At 64.3% G+C, this 24,503-nt stretch carries 15 protein-coding genes; 7 read left to right on the forward strand and 8 right to left on the reverse strand.

The genetic code is table 11. The features are described from left to right. Nucleotides 1-408 precede the first annotated feature (408 nt). A complete protein-coding gene (locus ACLJRM_RS41780) occupies nucleotides 409-2,874 on the forward strand; it encodes a tetratricopeptide repeat protein (protein WP_410666190.1) in 2,466 nt (821 codons plus the stop codon). A gap of 525 nt (nucleotides 2,875-3,399) precedes the next feature. On the opposite strand, the gene ACLJRM_RS41785 is transcribed toward ACLJRM_RS41780, so the two are convergent. The 5 genes from ACLJRM_RS41785 to ACLJRM_RS41805 form a co-directional block, all read right to left on the reverse strand. Further along, nucleotides 3,400-3,732 carry a hypothetical protein gene (locus ACLJRM_RS41785; protein ID WP_410666191.1) on the reverse strand — a complete coding sequence of 111 codons (333 nt, stop codon included), beginning with the start codon at nucleotides 3,730-3,732 and terminating at the stop codon, nucleotides 3,400-3,402. Nucleotides 3,733-4,391: 659 nt separating this feature from the next. Then, nucleotides 4,392-5,732 carry a TIGR02679 family protein gene (locus ACLJRM_RS41790; RefSeq protein WP_410666192.1) on the reverse strand — a complete coding sequence of 447 codons (1,341 nt, stop codon included), beginning with the start codon at nucleotides 5,730-5,732 and terminating at the stop codon, nucleotides 4,392-4,394. After that, nucleotides 5,729-9,916: a TIGR02680 family protein gene (locus ACLJRM_RS41795; protein WP_410666193.1), complete on the reverse strand. Its 4,188-nt coding sequence runs from the start codon at nucleotides 9,914-9,916 to the stop codon at nucleotides 5,729-5,731. The genes ACLJRM_RS41790 and ACLJRM_RS41795 overlap by 4 nt, the downstream gene beginning before the upstream one ends. Next, a complete protein-coding gene (locus ACLJRM_RS41800; protein ID WP_410666194.1) occupies nucleotides 9,913-11,178 on the reverse strand; it encodes a TIGR02678 family protein in 1,266 nt (421 codons plus the stop codon). Before ACLJRM_RS41800 ends, ACLJRM_RS41795 begins: the two co-directional genes overlap by 4 nt. Next, nucleotides 11,175-12,701, reverse strand: coding sequence for a DUF2397 domain-containing protein (locus ACLJRM_RS41805; protein WP_410666195.1), 1,527 nt, complete (start codon nucleotides 12,699-12,701; stop codon nucleotides 11,175-11,177). The genes ACLJRM_RS41800 and ACLJRM_RS41805 overlap by 4 nt, the downstream gene beginning before the upstream one ends. A 342-nt stretch (nucleotides 12,702-13,043) precedes the next feature. On the opposite strand from ACLJRM_RS41805, the gene ACLJRM_RS41810 reads away from it, so the two are divergent. The 6 genes from ACLJRM_RS41810 to ACLJRM_RS41835 all read left to right on the forward strand — a co-directional run bounded on the left by ACLJRM_RS41810 (nucleotide 13,044) and on the right by ACLJRM_RS41835 (nucleotide 19,839). After that, a complete protein-coding gene (locus ACLJRM_RS41810) occupies nucleotides 13,044-13,283 on the forward strand; it encodes a hypothetical protein (protein ID WP_410666196.1) in 240 nt (79 codons plus the stop codon). A 33-nt stretch (nucleotides 13,284-13,316) separates the two neighbouring features. Continuing rightward, on the forward strand, nucleotides 13,317-13,442 hold the full coding sequence (locus tag ACLJRM_RS41815; RefSeq protein WP_410666197.1) for a hypothetical protein: 126 nt from the start codon (nucleotides 13,317-13,319) through the stop codon (nucleotides 13,440-13,442). Between the two features lie 10 nt (nucleotides 13,443-13,452). Next, nucleotides 13,453-13,818: a nucleotide pyrophosphohydrolase gene (locus ACLJRM_RS41820; protein ID WP_410666198.1), complete on the forward strand. Its 366-nt coding sequence runs from the start codon at nucleotides 13,453-13,455 to the stop codon at nucleotides 13,816-13,818. Then, nucleotides 13,815-14,879, forward strand: coding sequence for a hypothetical protein (locus ACLJRM_RS41825; RefSeq protein ID WP_410666199.1), 1,065 nt, complete (start codon nucleotides 13,815-13,817; stop codon nucleotides 14,877-14,879). The genes ACLJRM_RS41820 and ACLJRM_RS41825 overlap by 4 nt, the downstream gene beginning before the upstream one ends. Before the next feature lie 1,385 nt (nucleotides 14,880-16,264). Beyond that, the gene (locus ACLJRM_RS41830; protein ID WP_410666200.1) at nucleotides 16,265-17,140 is read left to right on the forward strand and encodes a DUF4365 domain-containing protein; all 876 of its coding nucleotides are present in this window, start codon (nucleotides 16,265-16,267) and stop codon (nucleotides 17,138-17,140) included. A gap of 572 nt (nucleotides 17,141-17,712) precedes the next feature. Beyond that, nucleotides 17,713-19,839, forward strand: coding sequence for a hypothetical protein (locus ACLJRM_RS41835; protein WP_410666201.1), 2,127 nt, complete (start codon nucleotides 17,713-17,715; stop codon nucleotides 19,837-19,839). Nucleotides 19,840-20,388: 549 nt separating this feature from the next. Here ACLJRM_RS41835 and ACLJRM_RS41840 read toward each other — a convergent pair. From ACLJRM_RS41840 to ACLJRM_RS41850, 3 genes are all read right to left on the reverse strand, one after another. Continuing rightward, nucleotides 20,389-20,835, reverse strand: a complete 447-nt coding sequence (locus ACLJRM_RS41840; RefSeq protein WP_410666202.1) for a hypothetical protein — start codon at nucleotides 20,833-20,835, stop codon at nucleotides 20,389-20,391. A gap of 365 nt (nucleotides 20,836-21,200) precedes the next feature. Then, nucleotides 21,201-22,673, reverse strand: coding sequence for a trypsin-like serine protease (locus ACLJRM_RS41845; RefSeq protein ID WP_410666203.1), 1,473 nt, complete (start codon nucleotides 22,671-22,673; stop codon nucleotides 21,201-21,203). A 52-nt stretch (nucleotides 22,674-22,725) separates the two neighbouring features. Next, on the reverse strand, nucleotides 22,726-24,276 hold the full coding sequence (locus tag ACLJRM_RS41850) for a S8 family serine peptidase (protein WP_410666204.1): 1,551 nt from the start codon (nucleotides 24,274-24,276) through the stop codon (nucleotides 22,726-22,728). Between the last annotated feature and the right edge of the window lie 227 nt (nucleotides 24,277-24,503).

Raw genomic sequence — 24,503 nt, forward strand, 5'->3', positions numbered from 1 at the left:
CGTGACGGCCATGTCCGAGAGCCCAGCGTCTACCTTTTTCTGCAACGGAGATCCCCGCCACTGTGAGATATCGCTTCGTGGAGCCGAGTGCCGTGTTCGTCGCCGTTCTCGATGACGGTGCCGAACTTGCTGTAGCCCTCGACGACGCCGCTGCGCGGCGCGAGAGGCCTGCTCGACCAGACATTCGAAGAGTGTTACCAGCCGAGTAAGGTTACGGTGAATTCACTGGTGGCCGGCCCACTCCCTGACAACTATTTCATCGAAACATTCGACGAAGACCTAAAGTATCAGCGGTCGCAGAGCAGCCGCAGTCACCGCAGCAGACGGCACAAGTCCACCTCGGCACAGCTGACCGCTACGGTAGGCCGACACCGTATGGATCTGAACGAACCATGATATGAGGTGCCGATGACGGCTAACGCCGACACGCCGCCAAACGAAGAGCGGCAACCGGCGATCCGCAATGTCCATACCGGTCCGGTCACCGGCAACCTGGTTCAGACCGGCGCCATCGCAGGCGACGTGCACGTCCACTCCCAAGCGTCGACGCCGGTCCCCCGGCAGTTACCACCGGTATCCACGTATTTCGCAGGCCGCGCTGAAGAGATGGCGGCCATCACCGAAGCCGTCGATCGCGCCGGTGAGCAACAGGCAGCAGTAACCGCGCTCGCCGGAATCGGCGGCGTGGGTAAGACCACGCTCGCGTTGCAGTGGGCCCATCGTTATCTCGATCGCTTTCCGGACGGCCAGTTGTTCGTCGACCTTCACGGCTTCGCACCCACGGGCGAGCCCACGCCTCCCGCGATGGTCGTGCGCGGCTTCCTCAACGCGCTGGGCGTCGAAGCGAAACGCATGCCCATCGGCACAGATGCCCAGTTCGGGCTTTACCGGAGTCTCGTCGCGAGGCGCCGGATGCTGATCATCCTAGACAACGCCGCGGACGCCGACCAGGTCACGCCGTTGCTGCCGGGTAGCGCCTCCTGCGTTGTCCTGGTCACCAGCCGCCATCGTCTACCAGGGTTGGTTACGGCACACGGTGCTCGCGTGCTTTCCGTGGGGTGCTTGTCGGCGGCGCAGTCACGCCAGCTGCTGTCGGCTCGCCTTGGTAGCCGGCGCGTCGACGACGAACCCGGCGCCGTGGACACTCTCGTGGAGTGCTGCGGTGGCATTCCGCTGGCTCTGAGCATCGTCTCCGCCAGGGCCGCGGACCACCCTCGATTCCTGCTGAGGGATCTCGCCACCGAAGTGCGCGACGAGGCTACCCGCCTGAGCGCCCTGGACGACGGTGATCGGGCCGCGAATCTCCCTGCCGTGATTTCCTGGTCGTATCGAGGGCTGTCCGCGGAACAACTGCGCGCTTTTGTCTTTCTCTGCTGTGCTCCCGGCGTCGACGTCAGCTTTCGCGCCGCGGCTGAACTCGCCGACCTGCCCGGCGGTCAGCTGAGGACCATTCTCCGGGCCTTGGAACGTCTGTCGTTGTTAGAGCAACCCGTTCCTGGCCGATGGCAGATTCACGATCTGCTCCGGCTCCACGCCGCCGAGAACGCAGTCCATGCGGTCGGCCCCGAGGTTGGCAATGACTTGGCCGCGGCGACTTGGCGACTCCTGGGCTACTACCTGTCCTCCAGCACGGCTGCCGGCGAAAGCCTGAATTCCGCCAAGTCTGCGCCCAGCGGCACGCGATCGGCTGCCCGGGCGTCGGCTGTCGCCTGGTTCGATGCCGAATATCCCAACTTGGTGGCATCTGTCAAGACGACCAGCTTGTTCGGCGCCGACGCCTACGCTATCAACCTGACAAACCACCTCTACCACTATTTCGACCTGCGAAAAATGGTGCACGAATGGCTTACCACGCACAGTGTTGCTTTGGCCTGCGCTCGACGGATCCCTAACCGGAATAGCGAGGGAATGCTACTTAACAGCATTGGCAGAATATATCAGTACTTACACCAGTGGGAGACCGCCGCCGACTACGCGGAAAAGTCGATCTCCATCTGCCGGGAATTGAGTGAGCAGCAGGGCCTGGCAGCATCATTGAGCAATCTCGGCTTGGCCCATCAGAATATCGATCGCCACCACGACGCCGCCCGATGTCATCGTGAGGCGCTCGCCGTGTTCCGGGCAACAGGCGACCGCCACGGCGAAGCGTCCACACTCAACAACCTCGCCTTGTCCCAGCAAGATCTGAATGAATGGGGCGACGCTGCCACCCTGCACCGGCAGGCAGCAGACCTGGCCCGCAAGCTGAACCTGCCGCACCTCGAGGGAACAGCACTCGACAACCTGGGCCTGACCGATCACCACTTCCAACGCCCCCTGAAAGCCATTCGACGGCACAGGCGGGCCCTCGACATCTTCGAAACACTAGGCGATCTCCACCTACAGGCCACCGCATTGAACAATATCGGCGCCGCATACCAGACCCTCAACAGATGGCAGGAGGCCGCCGAGTACCACCAACGTGACTTGGCCATCTGCAAAAAACTCGATGACAGCACCGGCGAACTCTCGGCACTGGAACACCTCATCACCATCAGCGATCACGTGAAAGACCAGAATTCAGTGATCAAGTATTCCACAGAAGCAATCCGCATATTCCGGCAACTCGACGATAAACCCCGCGAGGGCGGAGTCCTCAACGCACTTGGCGAGGCCCTGCAAGCTCTCGAACGCTGGCAAGAAGCCGACAACATCCATGCCACCGCTTTGGCCATCTTCCGATCACTCGGCGACAGACACAGCGAAGCACTGACCCTGGGTTATCTCAGCCGCGTTCGCCGTGGGACATACAGCTACGACGAGGAACTCCTGCTACGCGAACAAGCACGCGCCATCATGAAGACACTCCCAACGGAACAACAGGCGACCGAATAGCAACAAGACACGCATCCGGACCGTCGGCGAGCTGATCCTTCGCCCCCTGATCGGCGTGGTCGACCACGATCAGCAGGGTTTGCTCTACCGCCACCTGATTCGACGCCCGCCTGAACGCGCGAGGGGCATCGGCGACCGCCCAGCCCACCTCGACAGACTCACGCGCGAATTGCGCGGCGAGCCGACTCTTGCCTTGCCTCGCACGGCCATGGAGGACGACAAGGGACAGGTCACCGGGTGCGTCACGCCACGACCGAAGCTTCCCTTGCTCAAACGACCGGGAACGGAACGAGACGGCCTCCGACCGCGGATCGAGAAGGTGGCTCGGACTAGCCCGGATCAGCTGTCTCAAGGCGCCATCCACGTCTTTACAGAACTCCAGGACATAGCCCGGCCCGCCGGGCAGGAAGTGAACCCCCGCCGTGCATGACGTTGGCCTGTACCACCGAACCGTGGCCAGAGCCATCGATGCGGTTCCCGTGGCCGCCGTACTCCTTCGACCCTCCGCTGGCCGGCAACGGCGAATCAGAAAGTGATCCCCCCACTGATATCGCGCGCTTGGACCACGTTGCCGTGCACGGTGCCCGAGATCTGGTTGGTCACACCGCTGTTGTCGGCATTTTGCTGCCATAGGGCACGCAGGCGTTCACTGAAGTCCGGGTCGGCCACCTCCGCCTGCTCCAACGCGACGCCGAGGTCTCGCACCTCGACCGAGTCTTCGGCCGCCCCTTCCACGGCTTCGAGCACCGCGGTCGCCACCTCGTCGTCCGCGAACTGCTTCTTGATCAGCTGGTACAAACCAGCGATGGCTCGCCCGGCCGCGGCCGCAGCGATGGACACAAGAACCGGATCCGGCACATTCACTCCCTCAGTCGTACACGACCTGACCAAGTCGACAGTACCGAGTAGGCAAACCTCGTTGGCATTCTGAGGTATCCAGACCCGATGCCGGAGGAGAATGTCAACAACTCCATCCACGGCGACCTGCCCGGAGACGTCGTCCAGCCCCGTCTACGGCGACGTGCATTTCCCGGCCCTTCGCCGCACTTCCCGAAGTTCGCTGGGGTCCGTCCTCGGCTCAGCCATCTCCTCGGACATGAGACCGACCTTTGATCGGTTGCGGCACCAGCTGGACAGCACGCCCACTGTCGTGTCACCGGGCTCGGCGGCGTCGGCAAGACCGCTCTGCTGACCGAGCTCTGTCACCTGCACCAACCGGAGTTCCAGCTCATCCGCTGGATCGTCGCGTCATCCCGTGAAGCGACGATAGAGGCATTGATGTCTTTGGCATCGGCAATGAACGACAGGCTTGAGCGCTTCGTAGGCGGCGGAGTCGATCAACTAAGGCCACGTATCCCTGGCGCGGCACTATGGACCGCCACACCATTCTCATCGGCGACACGCCATACAACCTGCTCACCGGGCCACTGCCCGCGCGATCTCCAACATCTCGTCGAAGCCGGCTTTTGGCTTGCCGAAGATCCCCACCCCACCGTTCATCGCGAGGCAGGCCATGGCTACATCCCCGGGTGCCTGGACCCCAGAGACCATTGAGCGGCGCTGCCACTCGCCAAGTCGTCGAGCAGCACGTCAAGAAGGGCCTCTTCGTGCACCGCAAGTTGATGCGCTTCCATTGCCGACGCGAGGCCAGGACTCCACGGGGTCACAGGAACTGTACCGGTGAGTGGCAGTCTCGCCCTGTCGATCGAAGCCAAGTAGTCCTCGACGGCATAGCGCCAAGGGCGGACTCCTCGCTCGAAGAGACGCTTCGCGATCCGTACACCTGCTGTGTCGAAGTCGCCGTGGTAGCGGACGACAGCGCCGCCCGCGATCAGGCAGTCGATCACGCGCAACGCCACCGTCGCCGGGTTGCCCGAAGTACACAACAACGGGGTCTTGACGTCCGCACGCGCGGCGGCCTGGAGTACTTGCGGATTCTCGCACGCGAACACCTGCTCACCGGGTGCTGCCCACAGCCGGTCCGCTGCGGCATGCCATTCCTGGAGCGTCACGTGGCTGACCAAGCCGAGGTCGGCACGATCTCGCATCGACCTGGCCCAGAGGTGCTCGCCGGGCGGCCGCACGGACCAGGCCATAACCGTTCCCGACACCCGGTCCGGAGTGACGCCGGACAAAGCCCATAGCTCACGTCGGGCCACCGACGTTTTAGGAACGGACTCGCCGGTCGCGGCGGCAAGAGCACGGAGCACCAGTGCGGCGGTGAGCTGTCCTTCGTCGAGTGCATGCGCGTCCGAGCAGGCCCTACCGGCGAGCTCGGATAACTCGAAGGAGGGCGCAGCCGGAAGCGCCTCGGCCATCGCGGTCGCGTCACGATCACCCAAAGGAATGGTTTCCGAAAGGGCTCGCAAGACCGCGACCGTCCGCCGGATCACCGTGTCCACGTCGTTCCCGGCACGGCTGATCAGGCCTGCGCGTCGCACACCCTCCTGCCATCGGGATACCCACGGGGCGGCGTCCAGCCCCGAGTCCGCGATCGCTGCCTCCCACCGAGCCCAGACATCCAGCTTTTGCTCACGCCGGGTTCGGCTGACTGCTTTCCGGTCGGTGAGTGGCCCGCCGGTCATCTCGCCCACGACGGTGACCAAGCCGTGTGCCACCGCCGACGAACGCAGGGCCGCATCGAGGTCGGTCAACGAGACTCTGGCCCTACCCGGCCCGATCAACCGCCCGAGCAGGCCGGACACATCCTCGGCTGCCTCATAGTCCAGCTCGACGACGACCCAGCCGCGGATGGCCAGTTCGTTGTTTTCCAAGCGCTTCCGCAAGGACCGCCACAGACCCGCGAACCCGGGCCGCGCCAGATACTCGCGGGCTTTCGCGGGAATGCCGTCGCTCACGCCCCGCCCGCCGACCGGAGGTAGTGCCGCGCACTGCCGTCCCAGTGCACGTGCGTCGCGACGGCCGCCGTCCCCTCGGCACGACGGATTTCGTAGATGTCCAAGCTCGGCACCTGCGGATAGGCTCCCCACAAGGCATGTCCGGTCATACAGAAGTCGACGTCCATCCGGACCAGCAATCCCATCAACTCGCCGATCGTCCTGTCGTCGACCTTGGCGAACGCGTCGTCGAGCAGGATGATCCGCAACGCGAAACCTGTGTCCGGCAGACCGGACAGGTAGGCATCGGCGGCCGCGAACAGCGCGAGATACGAGACGAAACGGGTCTCGCCTTGGGACAGTTTTGCGCGGCGGCTGATCTTCCGGATCTGCCCGGCGTCCGGCCCGAGGATGGACACCTCCACGCGGTGCCATTGCCGGTAGTCCAGCGCGGCACGCAGGTGTTCGCTGTAGCCGGCCGCTTCATCGTCTTTGAACCGCTCGTCGACCCGTTCCTTCAGCAGCCGGATGAGTTCATCGGTGTGTTCCGGCGGGCGCACCGCGGCGCTTTCCGTGACCAGTTCGCGAATCCGGGCGACCGCGCTTTCCTTGGGTTCCACCAGTTCCCACCGAAGACGAACGCCGATGCCGTGGCTGGTCCGGATATCCCGCAGACTCCGGTCCATGGCCTTCACCAGCCCGTCCGCCTGCCCCAGCCGACGTCGCAGTTCTTCGCCGACGCCCCCGATGACGAAGTCGGTGAAAACCCGGTGCTCACGTTCGGTCAAAGCACCGGCGGCACGTTCGGCCTGCTCACGCAACTTCGCCGCGGCGAGTGCCACCGGCCGACGCCCTGTGGCGTCGCTGAAGTCGATCAGCCAGAGTCCGTCTTGGATATCCGAGTTGAGATCGAACGTCGTGGTCAGATCGCTCGCCGTCTGCTGAACCGCACGCATCAACATGCTTTCGCTGGCCCGATGCGCCGCGGCGCCCACACTCTGCCGAACGGCGGCAGCGGTCTCTTCGATCTGCTTAGTCGTCGCCTCCGCCGGCAGCCGGCACAGTCCGACGAGGTCCGAGCCAGGAGTGGCGGCCTCCGCGACGCCTGGCAAGGCCACCTGCCGAGTCAGGAGGTCCATGGCCTCGGTCATCACCGCCGCTGCCTCTCCGGCCTTTCGACGCAGATCGTCGACATTGGCCGCTGCGGCCGCGATCGCTCTGTCTAGGTTCCGCTCGCTCTCGTCGAGCCTTCTTACCGACAATCGGGCCGCTGCATGTTCTCGTTCGGCGTGCTGTACCCGATTCCTTACTTCCTTGGCCTCGCCACCGAGCATTTCGTCCAGGGCGGCGAATTTCCCGTGCTCTTCGTGCCAAACCCGCCAGGACTCCCCGGCGACATCCTCGACATCACGTCGGCTCTCGGCAGCGGCTTCGGCATCGGAGACCGCCTTCTCGTGCTTGGCCCGGCCGCGGTACATCGAGTCGAGGACCTCGGCCAGTCGGCCGCAAGACCGCTGGGCTTCCCCCGCCGACTCGATGACTGTGATCAGGCCAGAGACATCCGAGGGAAGCCCCGATCGTGCGCACAACTCGCCGTGAGCACGGCGATCAGCGACCAACTCATCACGCAATCGCCGTGCCTTCTCGGCCGCTTCGGCGGCGACTCGCGTGGACCTGACCGAGGCCTCGATCGCGGCGCGTGCCTCGATCCGGGCAGTCGCGAGAACGCCGGTTGTGGGAGCGGACCGCACATGCTCGCGCAGTTCGCGCTCCGAAGTACCGATCAGCTCGCGCTCGCGATCGCGCTCGGCGGCCCGAGTATCGAGTTCCGCCAGTTCCCTTTCGATCGCCGCGAGCCGCTCGGCCCGGGCCTTCGCGCGGGCGGGCGCCCCGATGAAGCGGGCCATACCGACGTCGTGCTTGCCTCGCAGGGGTCCATTGCCCCAGCAGCCATCTGTGCCGACCCAGGTGCTGTGCCCGGGCCCAAGCCCGATCCGGGCGAGCACAGCTGAGACGGTGTCCTCGGTCAGACCACCCGCAGGGTCCCAGCCGAGCACCTCGGTCAACGCGGTGGACGCCTGCAGTGCCTCCGATGTCAGCAGCACCTGCCCGTCGCCGGCCAGCAGGGAACCATCCGCGGTGACGGATGCGGACAACAAACCAGCGGCCAGCAAACCCGCCTCCAGTCCGGCACGCTCGGCATCCCCAACATTCTCCTCAAACTCCACCAGCCGCCACAGCGGTCGTGACCCGGCAGGCCCGGTTCGCCGCCAAGGAGCAGCGGGTGGTTCCGGATCATGCTCTGCTCGCAGGTTTTCTTGCTCTGCGAGCAGTTGCAGCCTTACCCCGTCGTCAGCTTCCTGCGCCTGGTCCACCTTCACTTGGCGAACCGCGATCGCCTTGCGCGCAGGTCCCGCCGCTTCGCCTGCGACGGAGTCCAAATGGGCGAGTCCGTCATCGAACCCGGTTCCTGCCAGCGCGTCGGCGTCCACCAGCAGCACGCCGACGGCTGTCTCCGCCCAGTCCATCTCGCCCAGGACAGCACGCGTACGCTCGTCCTCGGTCCACCGGCGCCACTTCGCGGCAAGCTCCCGCGCCGTGTCGTCGCGTTGACCCGCCCGTTGCTCCGCAAGCTCGGCATCTTCCTCGGCGTTGCCGTCGAGTTCTTCAACCTGCTGTTCGACATGCCGGAGCTTCTCTGCCGCGAGGTCGATCGCCACAGCCCGGTCCCGTCGATTGGAGGCTTCCCCCGCACGCCTTCCTGCGGCCCCACCGACTTCGCGAGCCGTGGCCGCTGCCGAGTTGGATTCTGCAGGGTTTAACACGATCGAGCGTGGCTTCGGCCTCAGCACGCTCTGCGAGGCGTCGTCGCGCGAACAACGGATTTGCTCGTAGTCCTCGGGGTGCTCAGCGAGATCGGCCGCGATCCGCACTGGCAACACGGCATTCGGCATTTCCGCTGAAGTGAGCCATCGCCGCGCCATGGCCAGCACCGCATCGGCCTGAATCGCGAAGGAACGGATCTCGTCCGCGAGATCTTCAGCGTGAAGCACTGCTCGCGTTTCGTCTGCCCGGCGTGCCTTCGCAGCGTTGAAGTCACTCTCCGCGGCCCGTCCCAGCGCCTCGACCCGTTTACCGAGATTCTCGATATCCAACCCAGCTTGGTAAGCGGGTAGTTCCTTGAGCCCGTCGATCGTCGAGCGCAGCTCGGTCTCGCGTTCCTTCGCTTCTTCGAGTTCTCTGGTGACCGCCTCGTATCGCTCGCGCAGATCCGCGTGTTCGTCCCTTGCCTTGCTTTCTCCCGCAGCCAGCTCGGACGCCTTCTCCGCCATCGACCTGGCATGGTCGGCCGCCTCGGACAGCACCCCGACGACGTACCGCCCGTAGACATCCAGCAGGCCGTCGACCTTCTCGACCGCCTCGACCAGTCGTCGCTGTTCTTCACGTGAGTCCGACAGGGCGTCGAGGCGTTCGCCAGCCTCCCTGACGGTCACTTCGGACAGGGGCGGCAGCGCGTCAGAGAGGATCTTGGGCAGATTTCCCTCGTCGATGCGATTGCCCACATCCGGAGCACGGAGCGTGTGCAAGAGCTGAAGCAGGCCCGCGTACCTCTCCTTGCCGGTGGCTCCGGTCAGACCGAACACCTGCGTGGCGATCGTCTCTCGGTGGCTTTCCGGCCGATCGGTGATCCTGTCCACCCCGATCAGCTGTCCGAGCTGCTCACGGGACAGCGGCCGGCGTTTGTCGTCCATCAGCCGCAGGTCGGTGCCAACCCGCAACGGAGTGGTGAAATACCACGCCTTGGCTTCGCCGGTGCTGGACGAGAACCGCACGAGCGCACCGACGGTGAGGTGCTCGTCGCCCGTATCGCCGAGGTTGCGGCGCAGCTCCAGCCAGAGATACCCCAACCGGTTCACCTGCTCCTGCGCTGCGTGACGCATCAGGTCCTCGAGGCGGACCTTGCCGGAACCGGTGGCGTCCATTTTGCGACGATCGGCGTCGAGCAGGAACGGCAGCAGCATCTCCAACGCGCGGCTCTTGCCGGATCCGTTGGTGCCGCGCAGGATCATGCGGCCGCCGGAGAACTGGAAGATGGCGTCGTAGTAGCTCCACACGTTGACGATGCCCGCTCTCGCCAGCCTCCACCGTCCGGGATGATGCTTCGGTGGCGCCAGCTCCAGTGTCTCGATGGCCACGTCGGTCATGAGTTCGCTCCACGTGGGTCAGGCTCTACTGGGAATAACGCTTCTTGACTGTCCTCATCGAGCCTTCCCATCGCCCGCGTCCGGGCTGGCGCTCGATGGGGTTCGGGCCGGTACCGGGCTGTCGCGGGATGCAGTGCGAGCCCGCCCTCCATGGACACGGCCAGGCTCATCGATTCGAGCAGCCTGACGACCTCGGCCCTCAACACCGACGGATCCGCCGTGTAACCACTGCCGAAAGCCCGTCCGTACTGTTCGATGAGAAGCTCGACGTTCGAGTCCACGACGCGCCAGGGCACGAAGACCCCCGGTACGGTCCGGCCTCTGACGACCACGGTGTCGGCGGCTTTCGCGGTCAGGTCGTCGGCGAGAGCGTTGATCAAGAGCAGAGCCGCGTGCGCCACCGTGCCGACACCGGGAAAAGCGACGTCGCTCAGCCGCTCCTCGACATCGTAGGCAAGCACTCCTTCAGCACGCGCTTCGACGATGAGCCCAAACGATTCGTCAAGCATCCGGGTCAGCTCTCGTCGTTCGCGCGAGAGCACGTCACGCTCGGATTCCGTGAGATCTTCTCGCCTCGCCAGTGGATTCTCGACCAGTTTTCTCCGAAGGCCGCGGCGAGGTTGTTCCGCCCCGGCCGCGTCGCCGTGCGAACCGCCGATCAACTGGCTGGGTGACACGACATCGCTCATCGACCGGGTCAGCAAATGTGGCAGGAGCGAGCGATGGACGTCCAGCAACGCCTCGTCCTGTCTGGTCTCCCATCCAGCGACTGAGCCGTCCGTCTCGGTGAGCAACCCCCATTCGACGAGCAGGCCGATGGCTCGTACGAGGTCACGCCGTTCGGCGATCGAGTCCTCCACCTCGATTCCTGCGGTCACGGCGTCTGCACGGACCTGTTCCACCAGAGCGCTCATCAGGATCTGGTCCGCTGTCGTCGACGCGAGCAAACCCGCACAGACGAGGGCCAGGTATGTGTAGGTACGCGGCGCGAACGGTCTGCCGGTGTGGGACTTTGCCGGGCGGGTGGATGTAGCAGGGCTCAGCGGCGTCTTGAGCAACCTCGCGAAGGTCGGCTCGACGACGAGCTGGTAACCGAGAGTCGTGGTGAACATCCGCTTCAACTGAACGGCATGCTTGCGGACCTGCGTCAACTTTTCCGGATGTCGTGCCGAGGTGAGAATCGGATGCATCAACAGTTCTCTGGCCGCGGCGCGACGATCGGCCACCTCGTGCTCATGTGTTCCCGTTGCCCTTCTGGTCACGCCGTTCTCCCCTCCTCACCAGCATGAGCTTCGGGGCTTCGGCGCGCACGCAAGGCCAGGTCGTGCACGATGACCGTGCCGTCCGGTGCGATGACGCGGGTACGGGTGCCAGGCTCGGCCCAGGCGGTAATCTCCAGTTCGAGGTCCGAGTCGGACTCGATCACCATGGCCGAGAGCTCCTGATGTTTCGCCAACAAGGACCCCAGCATCGCGAGAAGCAGGTCTCGCGCGGCGGGACTGACTCGGGCTCCGTCCAGAACAGCGGCGGCCACAAGTTCGTCAGCGGCCATCCGCCTGGCCGTGGCCTCCTCCTCGGCCAGGCGGAGCAGCCGCTCCTCGTCCAGCCCAGGATCCGGCACGGCGGCGCTCTTGCCCCGGGCTTGCCGGTCACCTCGATCCCGAAGGCTCATCGGAACGTCGATCGGCGTCGCGTCCCACCACGAGGTGTTCACTCCGTCCCGAGGGCTCGGTTCCTCCGGGCCACCGAACAGATGCCGGGCGGGGAAGACCCCGAAAGCGGCCGCATAGAGCCGGTGGGCGTCCTCGGTTCCCGCCTGGTCGAACCAGCCGGCGAGTTTGAGCAGGTCGGCTCGTCGGCTGACTCCGGTCCCAGCCGCGGCAAGCATCCGTTTCGCGTTGGTGAGCAGCTGTCGCAGCGCCTGGTCTGCCGCCGCACGCAGTGTCTCGGGACCGGACCGTCCGTCACCACCGCTGTACCACGCATGAAGCTGCTCCCAGTCCGCACGAGCCCGTCCAGGCATGCGATCAGCGGGTGTCCCGTCAGGCATGATCAGCGTCGGCAGCCTGCTCAAAATGGACAGAACCCGGTCAAGCTGCGGCAGAATCCGGTCGCACCGCACCGTGATCGCCGGCGCATGGCGGGAGACGTCGGCGGTGATGAGGTCGATGTACTCCAGCAACAGCTCCTTGAATTGTCTGTACTCGTCACCTGCCAGGTCGTATCGGGACAGGACCGCGTTCAAGTAGGCGTAGAAGTCCCGGACGCTTTCGTTGAACAGCCGCTGGTTGTTGAAAATGGTCGTGACATCGCCGGCGAGGGCGTCCGGGGCGGGATCCGGAGCACACAACCGATCGAGGATCCGGTCGAGCACCTGGACGGTCGCCCCGAGCAGTTCCCGCGCGACTTCCTGCGCTCCCTCACCCGCGGCGAGCACAGCTTCGGCGTCACGATGAACACGACCGCCCAGCTTGGAGGCCTGGTAGCGGCTCCGGGACCGGAGGAAATCACGGACGGTGGGGACTCTGGCATCGCGGACGCCTCGGACGAGATTGCCCCAGCTCTGCAGGCGCTCGCACCGCTCAGTGACCTCGTCGACAGACAAGCCGACACCTCGTTCCGCTAGCTGAAGCGTCACCTCCGCCGCGGAAAGGTCGGCCAGCAACGGCCCGGTGAATAGATCCATGATGGCCCGGTACTCGGCAGACAAGCGGGTCGTCAGATAGACGAACAGGCTCGCCCGCCCCACCGGTTCACCGACGTCTTCGTCCTCGATGTTCGGCACGACTCCTCCCTGTGAAGGACGTCGCTCGAGAAGCCGGCAGCGCAACAGAACAGCCGAGTTTCCCCGAAAAGATCACTGGTTCGGCGGAGCCAAGGCCCACGCCACGAATATTGCGGCGACCGGCTTGATCGGCTCATGGCTCGGTGGTACGCCCACGGTAGGCGACACCGTCGCGTTGATCGTGTACCGAACACAGGAGACCCGAAGACGCATGTCGCCTGGGGATGTGCCCGCGCCGAGCTGGTCAACGACCATCCTCGGGATCAGCTTGGCGATCTTGTCCGTCTCGCTCTTGCTCCGATTCGCCGCCCGCGACTCGATGCGAGATGAGGCGTTCGAGCAGTGGCGGACGAAGGCGTGACAGAACTCCGGCAGGGGCCGCTCTTGAAACCCCTGACCTCAGCACAAGCCGAAGTACTTGAGACCTTCCTGGCCCGGCAGTTCGCGAGCGATCCCGGCTTGCTCGCCTCGACCGCGAAACGGGACTTCTTCGGTTCGAAGCCAGCAGCCGGCCCGACGATCAAGGCCTTGGCCCGTTTCGAGCCCGACGTCGAGGTGCCGCTGCTGCTCGCCCAGCTTTGAGACTTCGCCCGCGACGGCCCCGTACTCGTCGCCGTGTGGGAACTCGGCCGGATCGGTTCGCCCGCGACCCTGCCCGCGCTGACCTACCTGATCGCCGTCCGGCGCACGGCGGCGCAGGCTCTCGCGCACTTGACCGACGTCTCCGACGTGGTTCGGTAAGATCCACGTCATGGACCTCGATGATCTGGCACGGCGGCTACATGAATTCACGTCGTCGCGCGATTGGCATCAGTTCCACACGCCGAAAAACCTGGTCATGGCCCTCGCCGGGGAAGCCGGCGAACTTACAGCGCTGTTCCAGTGGCTGACACCAGACGAGTCGGCGAAGATCATGGACAATCCTGAAACCGCCGATCAAGTGCGCCATGAAGTGGCTGATACGCTGGCCTACCTGCTGCGCCTGGCAGATGTGCTCAACATCGACATCTTGGCAGCTCTCGCCGAGAAGATCGATGTGAACGAGAGAAGGTATCCTGTCGACCTGGCCAGGGGGACAGCACTCAAATACGACAAACTCGGATCGAAGCACTCATGAAGGTCGCACTCCAACCAGCGGCGCTCAACGATCGTGAAGTAGCACGCCACTACCGCGACACCATCGACACTCGGGTCCGCCTGGCTGATCACAAAGACGTGTTCGAGCCACAAACACTTGAGGCGTTGATGGCAATCTACCCGCAGGGCACTGCGCAATTCTGGGGTGCGACACCTGCGGCTAACGGAGCCAACGTCGGCAAGTGGGCGAAACTGGCACCCGGAGATGCCGTCTTCTTCTATGGCCAGAAGAAGATCTACCTGGCAGGGCATATCGCTCTACCGTTCCGCAACGCAGTTCTCGCCGATCGACTCTGGGGCCGCAATGCAGACGGACTTACCTGGGAGCTAATGTTCGCGCTGGTCAACCTTCGCGATGTAGCACTCCCGATCGAAGAGATCCGACTCGCACTCGACTGGAGCGACAGGGCATTCATCCAGGGGTTTACGGTCGCCGACGGCGAACAGGCCGAGAACTTAGCCGATCTGATCAACCTGGCCGACACAAGCAACGTTTTGAGCCTCTGCGCCACACACGCACGTAAGACTGGGTCACCCGTGGCGCCTGATGGTCCCACCGACGGCACACGGACAACTAGTTGGCGTCGCGAGCACCCAAGCCTTAAGCGACGGCTCGTTGAACTGGCTGGCGACACCTGCGGGTTGTGCGGTGAAAGCTTTCCGGCTTCTTTTTTAGTCGGGGCGCATATCAAGAAGCGAGCCCACTGCACCGAGGAGGAACGGAAGGATTTCGACAACATAGGCATGCTCGCTTGCGTCCTGGGATGCGACAGCCTTTTCGAACGCGGATACATCTCCGTCGGAGAAGACGGCACGATTATTGTCAGTAATATTGTCACTGCGTCCGCACGTGTCATGAACTTTATCCGCGATCATCTCAACGGCCGCGCGAGCACATGGTGGAACAGAGAGCGGGACAAGTACTACGCCTGGCATCGCCAGCATGTCTTCATCACGACCCACGACGGCGACACCCCGAGAAAACTATCAATGACTCAAGTAACCACAAACCCGAACCATCGTCCAGACCGACAGTTTTAATACATTTCTAACATGCCCAAAATTGACACCTCCCGACAGCCTGGCCATCATCGAGGAAAGACCGCGACAGGTATGGAATGACGCCCGTCCGGAGCGTTAAATGGAGGTTCTACAAGCTGATGCCCCCTCCACCGTCGGATCATCGGCGTTACCCTCCCAGCAGAGGACGTCCACGATCCGCGTCCGCACCTCGATCCTCCCCTCTACAGGACTCGACACTGCGGTCAGATCGCCGGGATTCTCCAACAAGAATCGCAGATGAGTCAGAGTCCGCGGGATGCACGATGCAAGTTGAGCAGACTAGTCAGCTCTTCGAAGGCTATCAGGGTAGCCTTGTCGTTAGCCGCCCAACTCGTCACCCTAGGACGAACTCCGCCCGTGGCAACGCGGTATCCTAGACCTTGCGCTTCTTGAGGTGATCTTTGGCGCGACATGGTTCCACAGGGGACATCTCGACGGTAACCAACGCCCATCCGGGTAATACTTCGGCCATTCGACTTAACGCCAGGCTTTGCCGCCCAACGAACACACCTTTATCGGCCTATCGATGGATCCCACAAGTCCGCAACTCTTCAGACCAAGCTAGACTCAAGGCAGTTGAGGTTACCGTTAGGAGTCTGTCGGACATGGCCAAGCGACCGTGGCGTGTGCTATACGCAACCGCGGAGCCGTCGAGCAAGCATCGCTCGAAACCGTTTAATAATGATCGGGAAGCGCTATCTTGGGCCAAGGAATTTGTTCGCGAGTGCGGCCCAGGCTCTAATGCGTACGTATATCCGAAAGTTCTCGAGGAAGAACCAAAAGCCGATCCGGTGCCCGCGCAGTATCGCGTGGCGTGGATCAACGGAGCACTGTCGACAATGACATGGCCAGAGATGTCGCGAGCGCAACATGATAGCTGGACTCACCAAATGATCAACGCTGCTTTTGGCGAGGAAAGTTATGCCGGTCCAAAGTGGGTGCCCGAACACCTCGACAAGCTTCACGGTCCACTGCCAGGACCACGCCGCCTTTGACCAGGCAGTCCAGCGGAGCCGCACAGTCTTTCTAACTAAGCCACCCGAGGCTGCATCGGCGGGTCACTAATAACTCCGAGCGGTCGGACCGGGAGGCAATTAGACCAGTACTGCTGCGCATGCGAGATCATACTCGTAAACAGCCGTAGACCGCCAAGCCCGCGCCGATGAACACTCGGCCGGTGGGCGGATTACCGCCACCGCATCAAGTCAGATGCCGAACTGGCGATCTTCCCCGGTCGTGCTCACCGAGCATCATCGAAGTACTCCACCAGCACCATGTGACGGCACTATACCTGCCGAATAGAATTTCACTTGCCCTCACCCCTCGTCCCCAACCCAAAATACAAACAGCGATCGAAAGAAACGATGAGCCGAGTAGATCCGAAGAGAATCATCGAAGACCGTGCCATCAACCGTGTCACCGCGTTGCTGCAGGACCAAGGACACATAGTCCAGAAGATCGATGGGCACAACGACTTCGGCGAGGACCTCTATCTCAGCTTCGTAGAGGAGCAGCGCACGACCGGTGACACCATCGCGGTTCAGGTCAAAGGCGGCGTCTCCTACCGCAGTGGCGCCGGATATCGTGTGCAAATAGAGCAGCACGAGCGCTCCTGGCGGAACACCAACGTTCCGGTGGTATGTGTGGTTTACGACCCCGAGAAGGACATGCTCCACTGGGCCAATGCCTCAGCGCAGATTCGGCGGGCGAAAACGGACGGTAACGAACTTCGTTCGATCACAGTCTCTGCCGCGGACGTGCTCAACACCTCGTCGGTCGACTCATTCACCAAGAAGATGCGCGACTACATCGCGGAGAGAGGACAGCTTCGCCACGCGCTCAGCAACCTCAGCGGGCACGTATTCGACACCACGGACTACCTCTCCTACTTCATGAACCAGTACGGCGAGGAAATCGTCTTCCGGCAACGCCGGGGTGACGAGGTCGCGACCCTCCTGCACAGCGACTGGGGCTGGGATCCCATCGAGCTCACGCCCGACGCCTTGACGAAAGGCGATCAGTTCGCGCAACTCGGGCTGACCACAGTCGGAGAACTGGTCGAATTCATCGACGACCCAGAGCTGCGGAAGAAAGTCGAAGAGTTCGGCGATCAAGAGCTTGGCTCGATCGTCGACCGAATCCCCGTGGTGGGCGACCAGTTCATCGTCAACGCCCAGGAACTCGCATGGCTCCGGGCCTGCGTGGACGCCAGCAACTGGTGGCGCCCGCAAGCCACCTGAGGCCACGGCCTTTACGCCACGGCAGAGGTATACGCAGTACCTGCAGTTGGCACCAGCGATCATGAAGCCAGTGAACGCCCCATGTGTACTCGGGTAGCGCGGCCGCCTAGGTCCCGGCCATGCCGACACTCCCTCTGAACACCCTGTCCCTCGAATCAGGTCTCGCCACAGCCATGGTCACCGCTTCCACAACCGCTACCTCGAGCTACGCGACCTAGCGGCACAGCCAGCCTGGACCCGTGCTGTTGCGCACGACGCCGAGCGGGCGATCGGGCACTCCGCCTGCGAGGTCACCAGCGAAGGGCACAGCGCGTAATTCACCAGCACGCAATCTCCTCAGTTGCTTGGCCATCGGTCAGCGCTGCTGAAGCCCCTGTCCGAAAGCAGACTCGACGAGCAGGCTGTAGTCGTCCAGGCACCGCTGCCGGCAACCGCCTCCTCTTCCGTTCGCCCGATCCATCACACAGCCGCCTTGCCTGATCGAGAGGCGTATGTGAGCTCAGGCCGGACATTGCCCGCCGGCAGCAAACGCGTAGGATTGTGCCGCTCGTTCGCGACATGGGGGGTTGGCATTGCGCGCTCTGACTGTTGACATTCCGCTTGGCCCGTTCGATGGCGCCGACGTCGAAGTCTACATCGGCGGCAAAAGTAAAACAGCGCGGATCCACGCCGATCGGTCCTGTCTCCCGGTCACCCGGCACATCATCATGCCGCTCAACACCGAAACCATCGGTCGAATGTGCAGGCAGTGCGGGCGAACAGCCCGGTGGGCACGTCCGAACAGCGCACTCGGCATGTTCCTACAGGCGATCACGTCAATGCCGGATGAGTCGCCCGGAAGTATCCAGGAAGACTACCCGGCCGCGGAGTGTGCGCGCGCCGCCGAACTGCTCCAGAACGGCGAGTACCCGCCCGATGAGGATGAGGACGACGACGATCTCTGGAACGAGTACGGCAGCGCCCGCGAGCTTCGTGACTCTCTGTACTCCTCCTGGCGTTACGCCCGCCGCGAAGCGCGCAACGCACATGCAGTCGTTGCCGCCTACCCGTGGCTCCGCTCCTGGGCTGCACCGATTTTGGCGATTGCCGACAGCGAAGCTGAACTGCTTCGAAACCTGATCTCGCAGACCATCGCCCCAGATCGTCTCATGATCGCGACCGCAGCGCTGTCGCTGCCTCAGCCGGACCTTCCTGCAGAACGACCGGAATTCGCTATCCTAGGGTCCCCGCACCACGTCCTCCGGATCCTCGGCAAGTGCTGGCATCGCTGGCGTGACGCTGCGGCCCATGGCCGCTCCACCGATGACATGGCTCGCGCCGCTGAGCTAGCTCTGGATTCCGCACTAGGCCGAAAGAGAAAAGGGCGCGACGCCGCGATCTCAACGCTCACGGAGCTGATTGACGGCTGGACGAAACAGGCCGACGCCGCAGCGGAACACCATATCTCAGCACCGCACCGCAACGTTGTCATTCAAGCGACGAAGCCTCGCCAGGCGGATCAAGATCCCTGGGACGCAGCGACGGCATGGGAACTCGCCGTCATCGCCCGATACGGCACACGGTTCAGCTGGACCCACGACGCGGCGCTGCTGACGGTGCCAGACGTGATCGCGAGGCACCTGCTCGGCGACCGGCATGGCCTACAGGCGGATGAACTCGACACCGCCGACTCATTGGCAGGGTTCATTCAGTGGGAGAGCGCACGCCCCTCTGTCTCCACGGGCATTTTGCCCGGAATCTTGGATGATACGACGATCGGGAAGCGGCGGACTCTCACCTCCGGCGACGTCGACAGATTGCGTCGCTCTGGAGCCGAGATATTCCAGGTCTACTCACCTGCTGGGGGCACCGAGGTACTGACCATCGGTGCTCTCGCCAAACGCTGCGCACAAGGCTGGCGAGGTGCGATCATGGCCGGGCCCGACGACCTTCCAGCCGACTTGATCGCGGCCTGGATGAACGACCTCGAAGGCAGCTTGAATGACGACGTCGACCCATTGAGCACCCAGGCCGGAGAGCACACCGTCATCCAACGGAGGTACCGATCAGATCGCGAGGCCGTCGAACGACGGCTCAGATTGCTCGCACTGGTGCGCACGGTCGCCGATCTCCGGACCCTCACCGACGGTTACGAGCCACCTGATCGCGATATCGAATGGCTCGGCCTGCTGACTCCCCACCCACTGGATCTCAGGCCGTTCGAGCCGCCAGCCGACGACCGTCGGATGCGTGGCCTCGGCTTGCCTCTAGGGGTGCTTGCCTCCGTGCAGATCTATACAACGGACGGTTCTGGCCGCTACATCGGCAAAGGACACTCCCCGTTCTGTTCCTTCGCACGCTCAGGACGAACCACACTTGACGATCGCTTCGACCTCTTACATCTTCAGGATCTCGTCGGACCGCTGAACCCCGATTGGTGTTCTGTCTGCGGTGGCTACGCAGCCCGACGCCTAGACGACGCGCAGCTACGGTACTACCGCACTGCGCATGAACTGCTTGAGCTAGGCGACCGTCTCGACGGATGGGGACGCTGGCCAAGATCACGAAGTGAAGAACTGACCGAAATCCGCCCAAAACTGGAGAGTCTCGCCAACATCGATCCGGACAACTGCGGCTCGCTCTGTATGGCATCAACCAAGTGGCGGTCCACGATCGACTCACTACTTGCCGACACAGACGAGACCGTTAGCGAACGCTAGGAGCTCAAGTACACGCCGGACCCGCGACTGCTGCGTAGGCCAAGCTGGGCATGATAGCCCAATCACCTTGGCACCCCTACCGAAGGCTCGGGCCCGCACCCGAGGAAGGTCATCGTCGAACGCCGCCACCCGACTACGTTGCCACCGAGCAATCCCGACGGTGGCGAATTCAGCGATTCACGAGAGCGCGAGTTCCGCCTGGATGCCGAACGAGGATCCCTGGGTAGCTTGGAGCTACCGTGCACTCCCACCCTTCGCGGGACCAACTGCAGGCGTGTGGATAGTGAGCAACTCGCCCCTCGGACACACACGTTATCCACACGGGAGAGGCGGTCACTACGACCGCCTCTTTTTTGTTGTCGTAAAGCACTTGCAGCCCGAGGTCCCGGTAGACCTGCGTGATGCGGTCCGGGTTCCGCAAGTTGAGTGCCCTTTCGACATCACCCAGCGAGTCCAACATGGCGTACACCTCCGCCGCGTCGATCGTGGCGGACTCGGGCAGGTTCCCCAGTTCCTCTCGTGCCGCCTGGCGCTCCGCCTGAGCAAGGTTCATCGCATCCACGAGCGCCGCCGGATCCACGCCGGCCTCAATCGCGGCCTGATGCCGCCGCAATCGCGCCTCTGCGGCCTTAACCGCTTCTCAACGATCTCGCGTCCCGTTCCCGACCCACCCGGCTGAGCTCCGACCATCGCGGCCACGGTCTCGTCGCGGCGGTCCGGGTCGAAGACCTGGCACAGCCAGGCATTGAGCGGTGGGATCACGACGTCCTCGCGAAGGTTCACCGTCTTCGGATGATCGGCCAGCACCGGCGAGCCCGGCGCCATCGTCCGCGCGATGCACCGGTAGTAGATGCCCTTACGAATCACCGCACCCTGCATCTTCCAGGCACAGATGTCACAGCGCACCAACCCTTTCAACAGGTACGTGTGCTTGGCTGAGGGTGATCTTGTCAACTGCCGGACTCCGTCCTCCAATGCGGGAACCTGTCCGGTCATAGCCATCCAGAACGCCGCGAACCGCTACCGGTAGCTCTCCCAGCAGCTTCCGAGCCACTGGCGCCGCCGGGGCGGCGGAGTTGCGATCCGACGTCACCGGAGTGGCGCTGGGAACCGCACAAGCGGTCACCGAAGCAAGCCCGTCCGTGGCCGGACAGTCCACTTCTTCGCGACCACGCCCGCTTCCTTCCTGGTCGAGCTCCGCATCCTGCACCTTCCGAGCAGCAAACGGGAACCGCGAGGACGGCGTGACCAGTCCACCTTCTCGCATGAGGAGCGACCCTCTGAAGCTCGCGACCGCATCGGCGGTCACGGGCTCCAGAGGGTCGGGAAGAGTCCGGATCAGGGACCCGCTGGACCGTGGATCATCGGACGGTGAGGGTGTACTCCGTGGTTCCGGACTTCCCGGTGCTGTCCGTCGCGGTGATGGTCACCTTGTGGGTACCGCGCTGGTACGGGCCCATGACCGTCATTCGCGAAGTACCGCCGGCGTTGACGGTCTGCGGTGAGAACGTCGGCGGGTGGGACAGTCCGGCGCCGCTGAGCCGGATGGGACCCGTACCGCCGGTGACGGTGATCGTCGCGTTGGCGTAGCCACCGGGCGGGACGGTCCCGGTGCCGGGCGAGACGGACGGCCTCGGGCCGTCGCCGGTACCGCCGTCGCCGACCGTGAGCGTGAACTCGGCGGTCTTGGATCCGGAGGCGCCCTTGGCCGCGACGGTGACCTTGTAGATGCCCGCCGGGGTGCTCGCCGCGGTCTGCAGGGTCAGTTTGGCGACTTGCCCGGAGTCGACAGCCGACGAGGGCTGGAAGGTGGCGGTCGTTCCGGTGGGCAGCGCGGACGCGCTCAGCTCCAGCTTTTCCGGGCCCTGGTCGCCCGCCGTGGTGGTGACGCTGGTGGAGACGTGCTTGCCGGACTCGGCCTTGCCGGAGGAGGGTGACAACGCCATGCCGAACTTCCCGTCGCCGGGTTGGGTTCCGCCGATCTCGGCGCGGGCCCAGTCGCCCATCCCGTTGGTCAGGCGCGCCATGATGCTGTAGCGGTCGCAAGCGCTGGAGCCCCACGACGAGACACCGACGATCACACCGTCCACGATGAACGGACCGCCGCTGTCACCCGAGCAGTCGGCGGTGCGCCCGTCGTTGTAGCCCGTGCACACCATCAGATCACCGTTGACCCGGATGTCGAAGACCTGGCACCCCGCGGGGTCGTTGACCGGCATGGTGGTCTTGCGGAGCTCGCCGGAGCCGCCGCTCGCCGACGTCTTGCCGTAGCCGAGAGAAGTGCCGGACTTGCCCGGCTGCGTGAGCGCGCTGTCTCCCGAGCCCGCCACCTTGGCCCACTGGTTTTCCGGCACCGGGAGGTCGTCGACAGTGGTGACCACCGCGACGTCGTAACCCGTCCTCCAGCCGCCGGAACCGGTGTACTGGGGGTGGGCCTTGAACGAGGCGACGGCCGTGCGGAACGTCTCGTCGCCAGGAGTGTTCAGGTCGTCGTCGCCGTAGAGGTAACTCTTGGCGCCGGTGGTGTCGATCATGCAGTGTGCCGCGGTCAAGATCTTGCGCTTGCCGACCACGGAGGCGGTGCAGGACTGTCCCTGCGGGCCTCCGCCCCCGACACGCATGCCCGCGATGACGGACGGGTTTTCCTTGACCGTGGTGCGTTCCCCGTTGACGATCCGGGTTCCCGCGCCCGTCGTGCGGAGCTGATCGGTCGGGGTCGCCGCGATGCTGATCTCGTCCGCCGGCGAGGCGGCCGCCGTGCTCATGATGAGCGAGGGCGCCGTGGCCAGCGCGAGGGTGAGGGTGAGGGCTACGGCGAAGCGTGATGTTCTCATCGTTCTCTCTTTCGAAGTCCGAAAAGTGGGCGGCGCTGTCCGTCCACAGTGGTCAGAATGTGATCGACCAGCCGGTGAGCGTGCCGACGTCGAATCGGTAGGTGTCGCGAACCGAGAGTCGCCACGTGCCGTTCGCGTCCTCACGGGAGGCGTCGACGGTGAAGCTCTGGTGCACGCCGCCCGATTCGCCGACACCGCCCGCGCGTTTGAGCGGATAGGACGTTCCGCTCGGCCCGACCAGGTCGATGGCGAGATCCCCGGTATAGCCGTGATCGATGTCCACTCGCACCGCGAGCGTGGCCGATGCCTTGCCATCGCAGGAATCCTGGCTCACGGAGCTCCCCACCGCGGCGTCCGCGTCGGGGATCGCCACATCCTGGTCGTTGCCCTTGATCCCGCATCCGGGCGGCGTGCCGCCACCCAGGTCGCCGACGTAGAGCACCTTGTTCGGCGAGTCGGTCCCAGGGTTGGTGATCAGGTCCGGGGTGGCGCCGCGCACCAGCGCGTCGCTGACCTGCTGCGGGGTCGCACCGGGGTTCGCGGCGAGATAGAGCGCCGCACCGCCGGCGACGTGCGGGGAGGCCATGGATGTACCGCTGGCGGTACGGAACCTTCCGGTGTTGTCACTGGAGTAGATGTTGCCGCCCGGCGCGAAGAGGTCGATGCAGCGGCCGTGGTTCCCGCCGCGGGTGCGGTCCTTGTTGAACCAGCCGACGGTGAGCGCCTCCGGGACCCGCGCCGGGCTCACGCCGCACGCGTCCTTGCCGTCGTTGCCTGCGGAGACCGCGACGACGATTCCCTTGGCCACCAAAGCTTTGACCTGTTCGTCACCGACACCGGGCACATCCATGCCCAGGCTCAGGTTCACTACAGCGGGTTTGACGGCGTTCTTGGCCACCCATTCCATCGCGCTGACCGTGGCCGAGTCCGGGCCGGAGCCTTTGCAGTCGAGTGAGCGCACGGCCACGACCTTGGCCTTCTTCGCCACACCGACGGTCTTGCCCGCGATCGTCCCCGCCACGTGCGAGCCGTGCCAGTAGCAGTCACCGGCGTCAGTGTCGTTGTCGAGGAAGTCGTAGCCGTGGCTCGCCCTGCCTTCGAACTCGGGATGCTGGGCCTGCACCCCGGAGTCGATGACATAGGCGGTCACCCCCTCGCCCGAATTCGGGAAGGTGTACTTCTTGTCCAGGGTGACGGTTCGCTGGTCGATCTGGTCCAGGCCCCACGACGGAGGGCTCGGCTGCTCCCCCTCCGCCCTGGTCGTGCCGTCCTGGTGCACTGCCTTGACCGACGGGTCGGTGGCCAATCGCCGCGCCTGCCGCTCGGAAAGGCCTCGGACCGAAAACCCGTTCAGTGTGACCGAGTACGTGTCGGTCACCTCTCCGCCGTAGCGCCGGGTGAGTGTCGAGGCCTGGCCTTCTGCCGCGGCACGGGCGCCACTTTCGAGCACCACGATGTACTGCCCGGGGTAAGGCCGGTCGGCCTGGACGACAGCCGCGTCCGTGTCCTGCGCCACGGCCACGCCCGCGGTCGTCACCACTGCCGCGGCGGCGACCGCGACGGTGAACAGGTTCGCCATCCAGCTCGTTCTGCTTTGTCGCATCGATTCCTCCATCGCGCGTTCGAGCGGCCGTAGGGGGTTGTGACATCGAGCCGCTCGGGGAATCAGAGTTCGGCCTGGCGGGCAGGGGAACAAGTGTGGTCGCGACCCGTACCGGTACCTGATCCCGTGTGGACGCAAGTGCCGTAGCTCGCGGGGTTATGGCACCGGTGCCCGCCGACCTACCATGTCGGACATTCCTCAGCGGACGGATCACCGACAGGAGCGAG

Origin of the sequence: Amycolatopsis sp. lyj-84, assembly GCF_046549075.1 — a bacterium.
Classification (GTDB): Bacteria; Actinomycetota; Actinomycetes; order Mycobacteriales; family Pseudonocardiaceae; genus Amycolatopsis.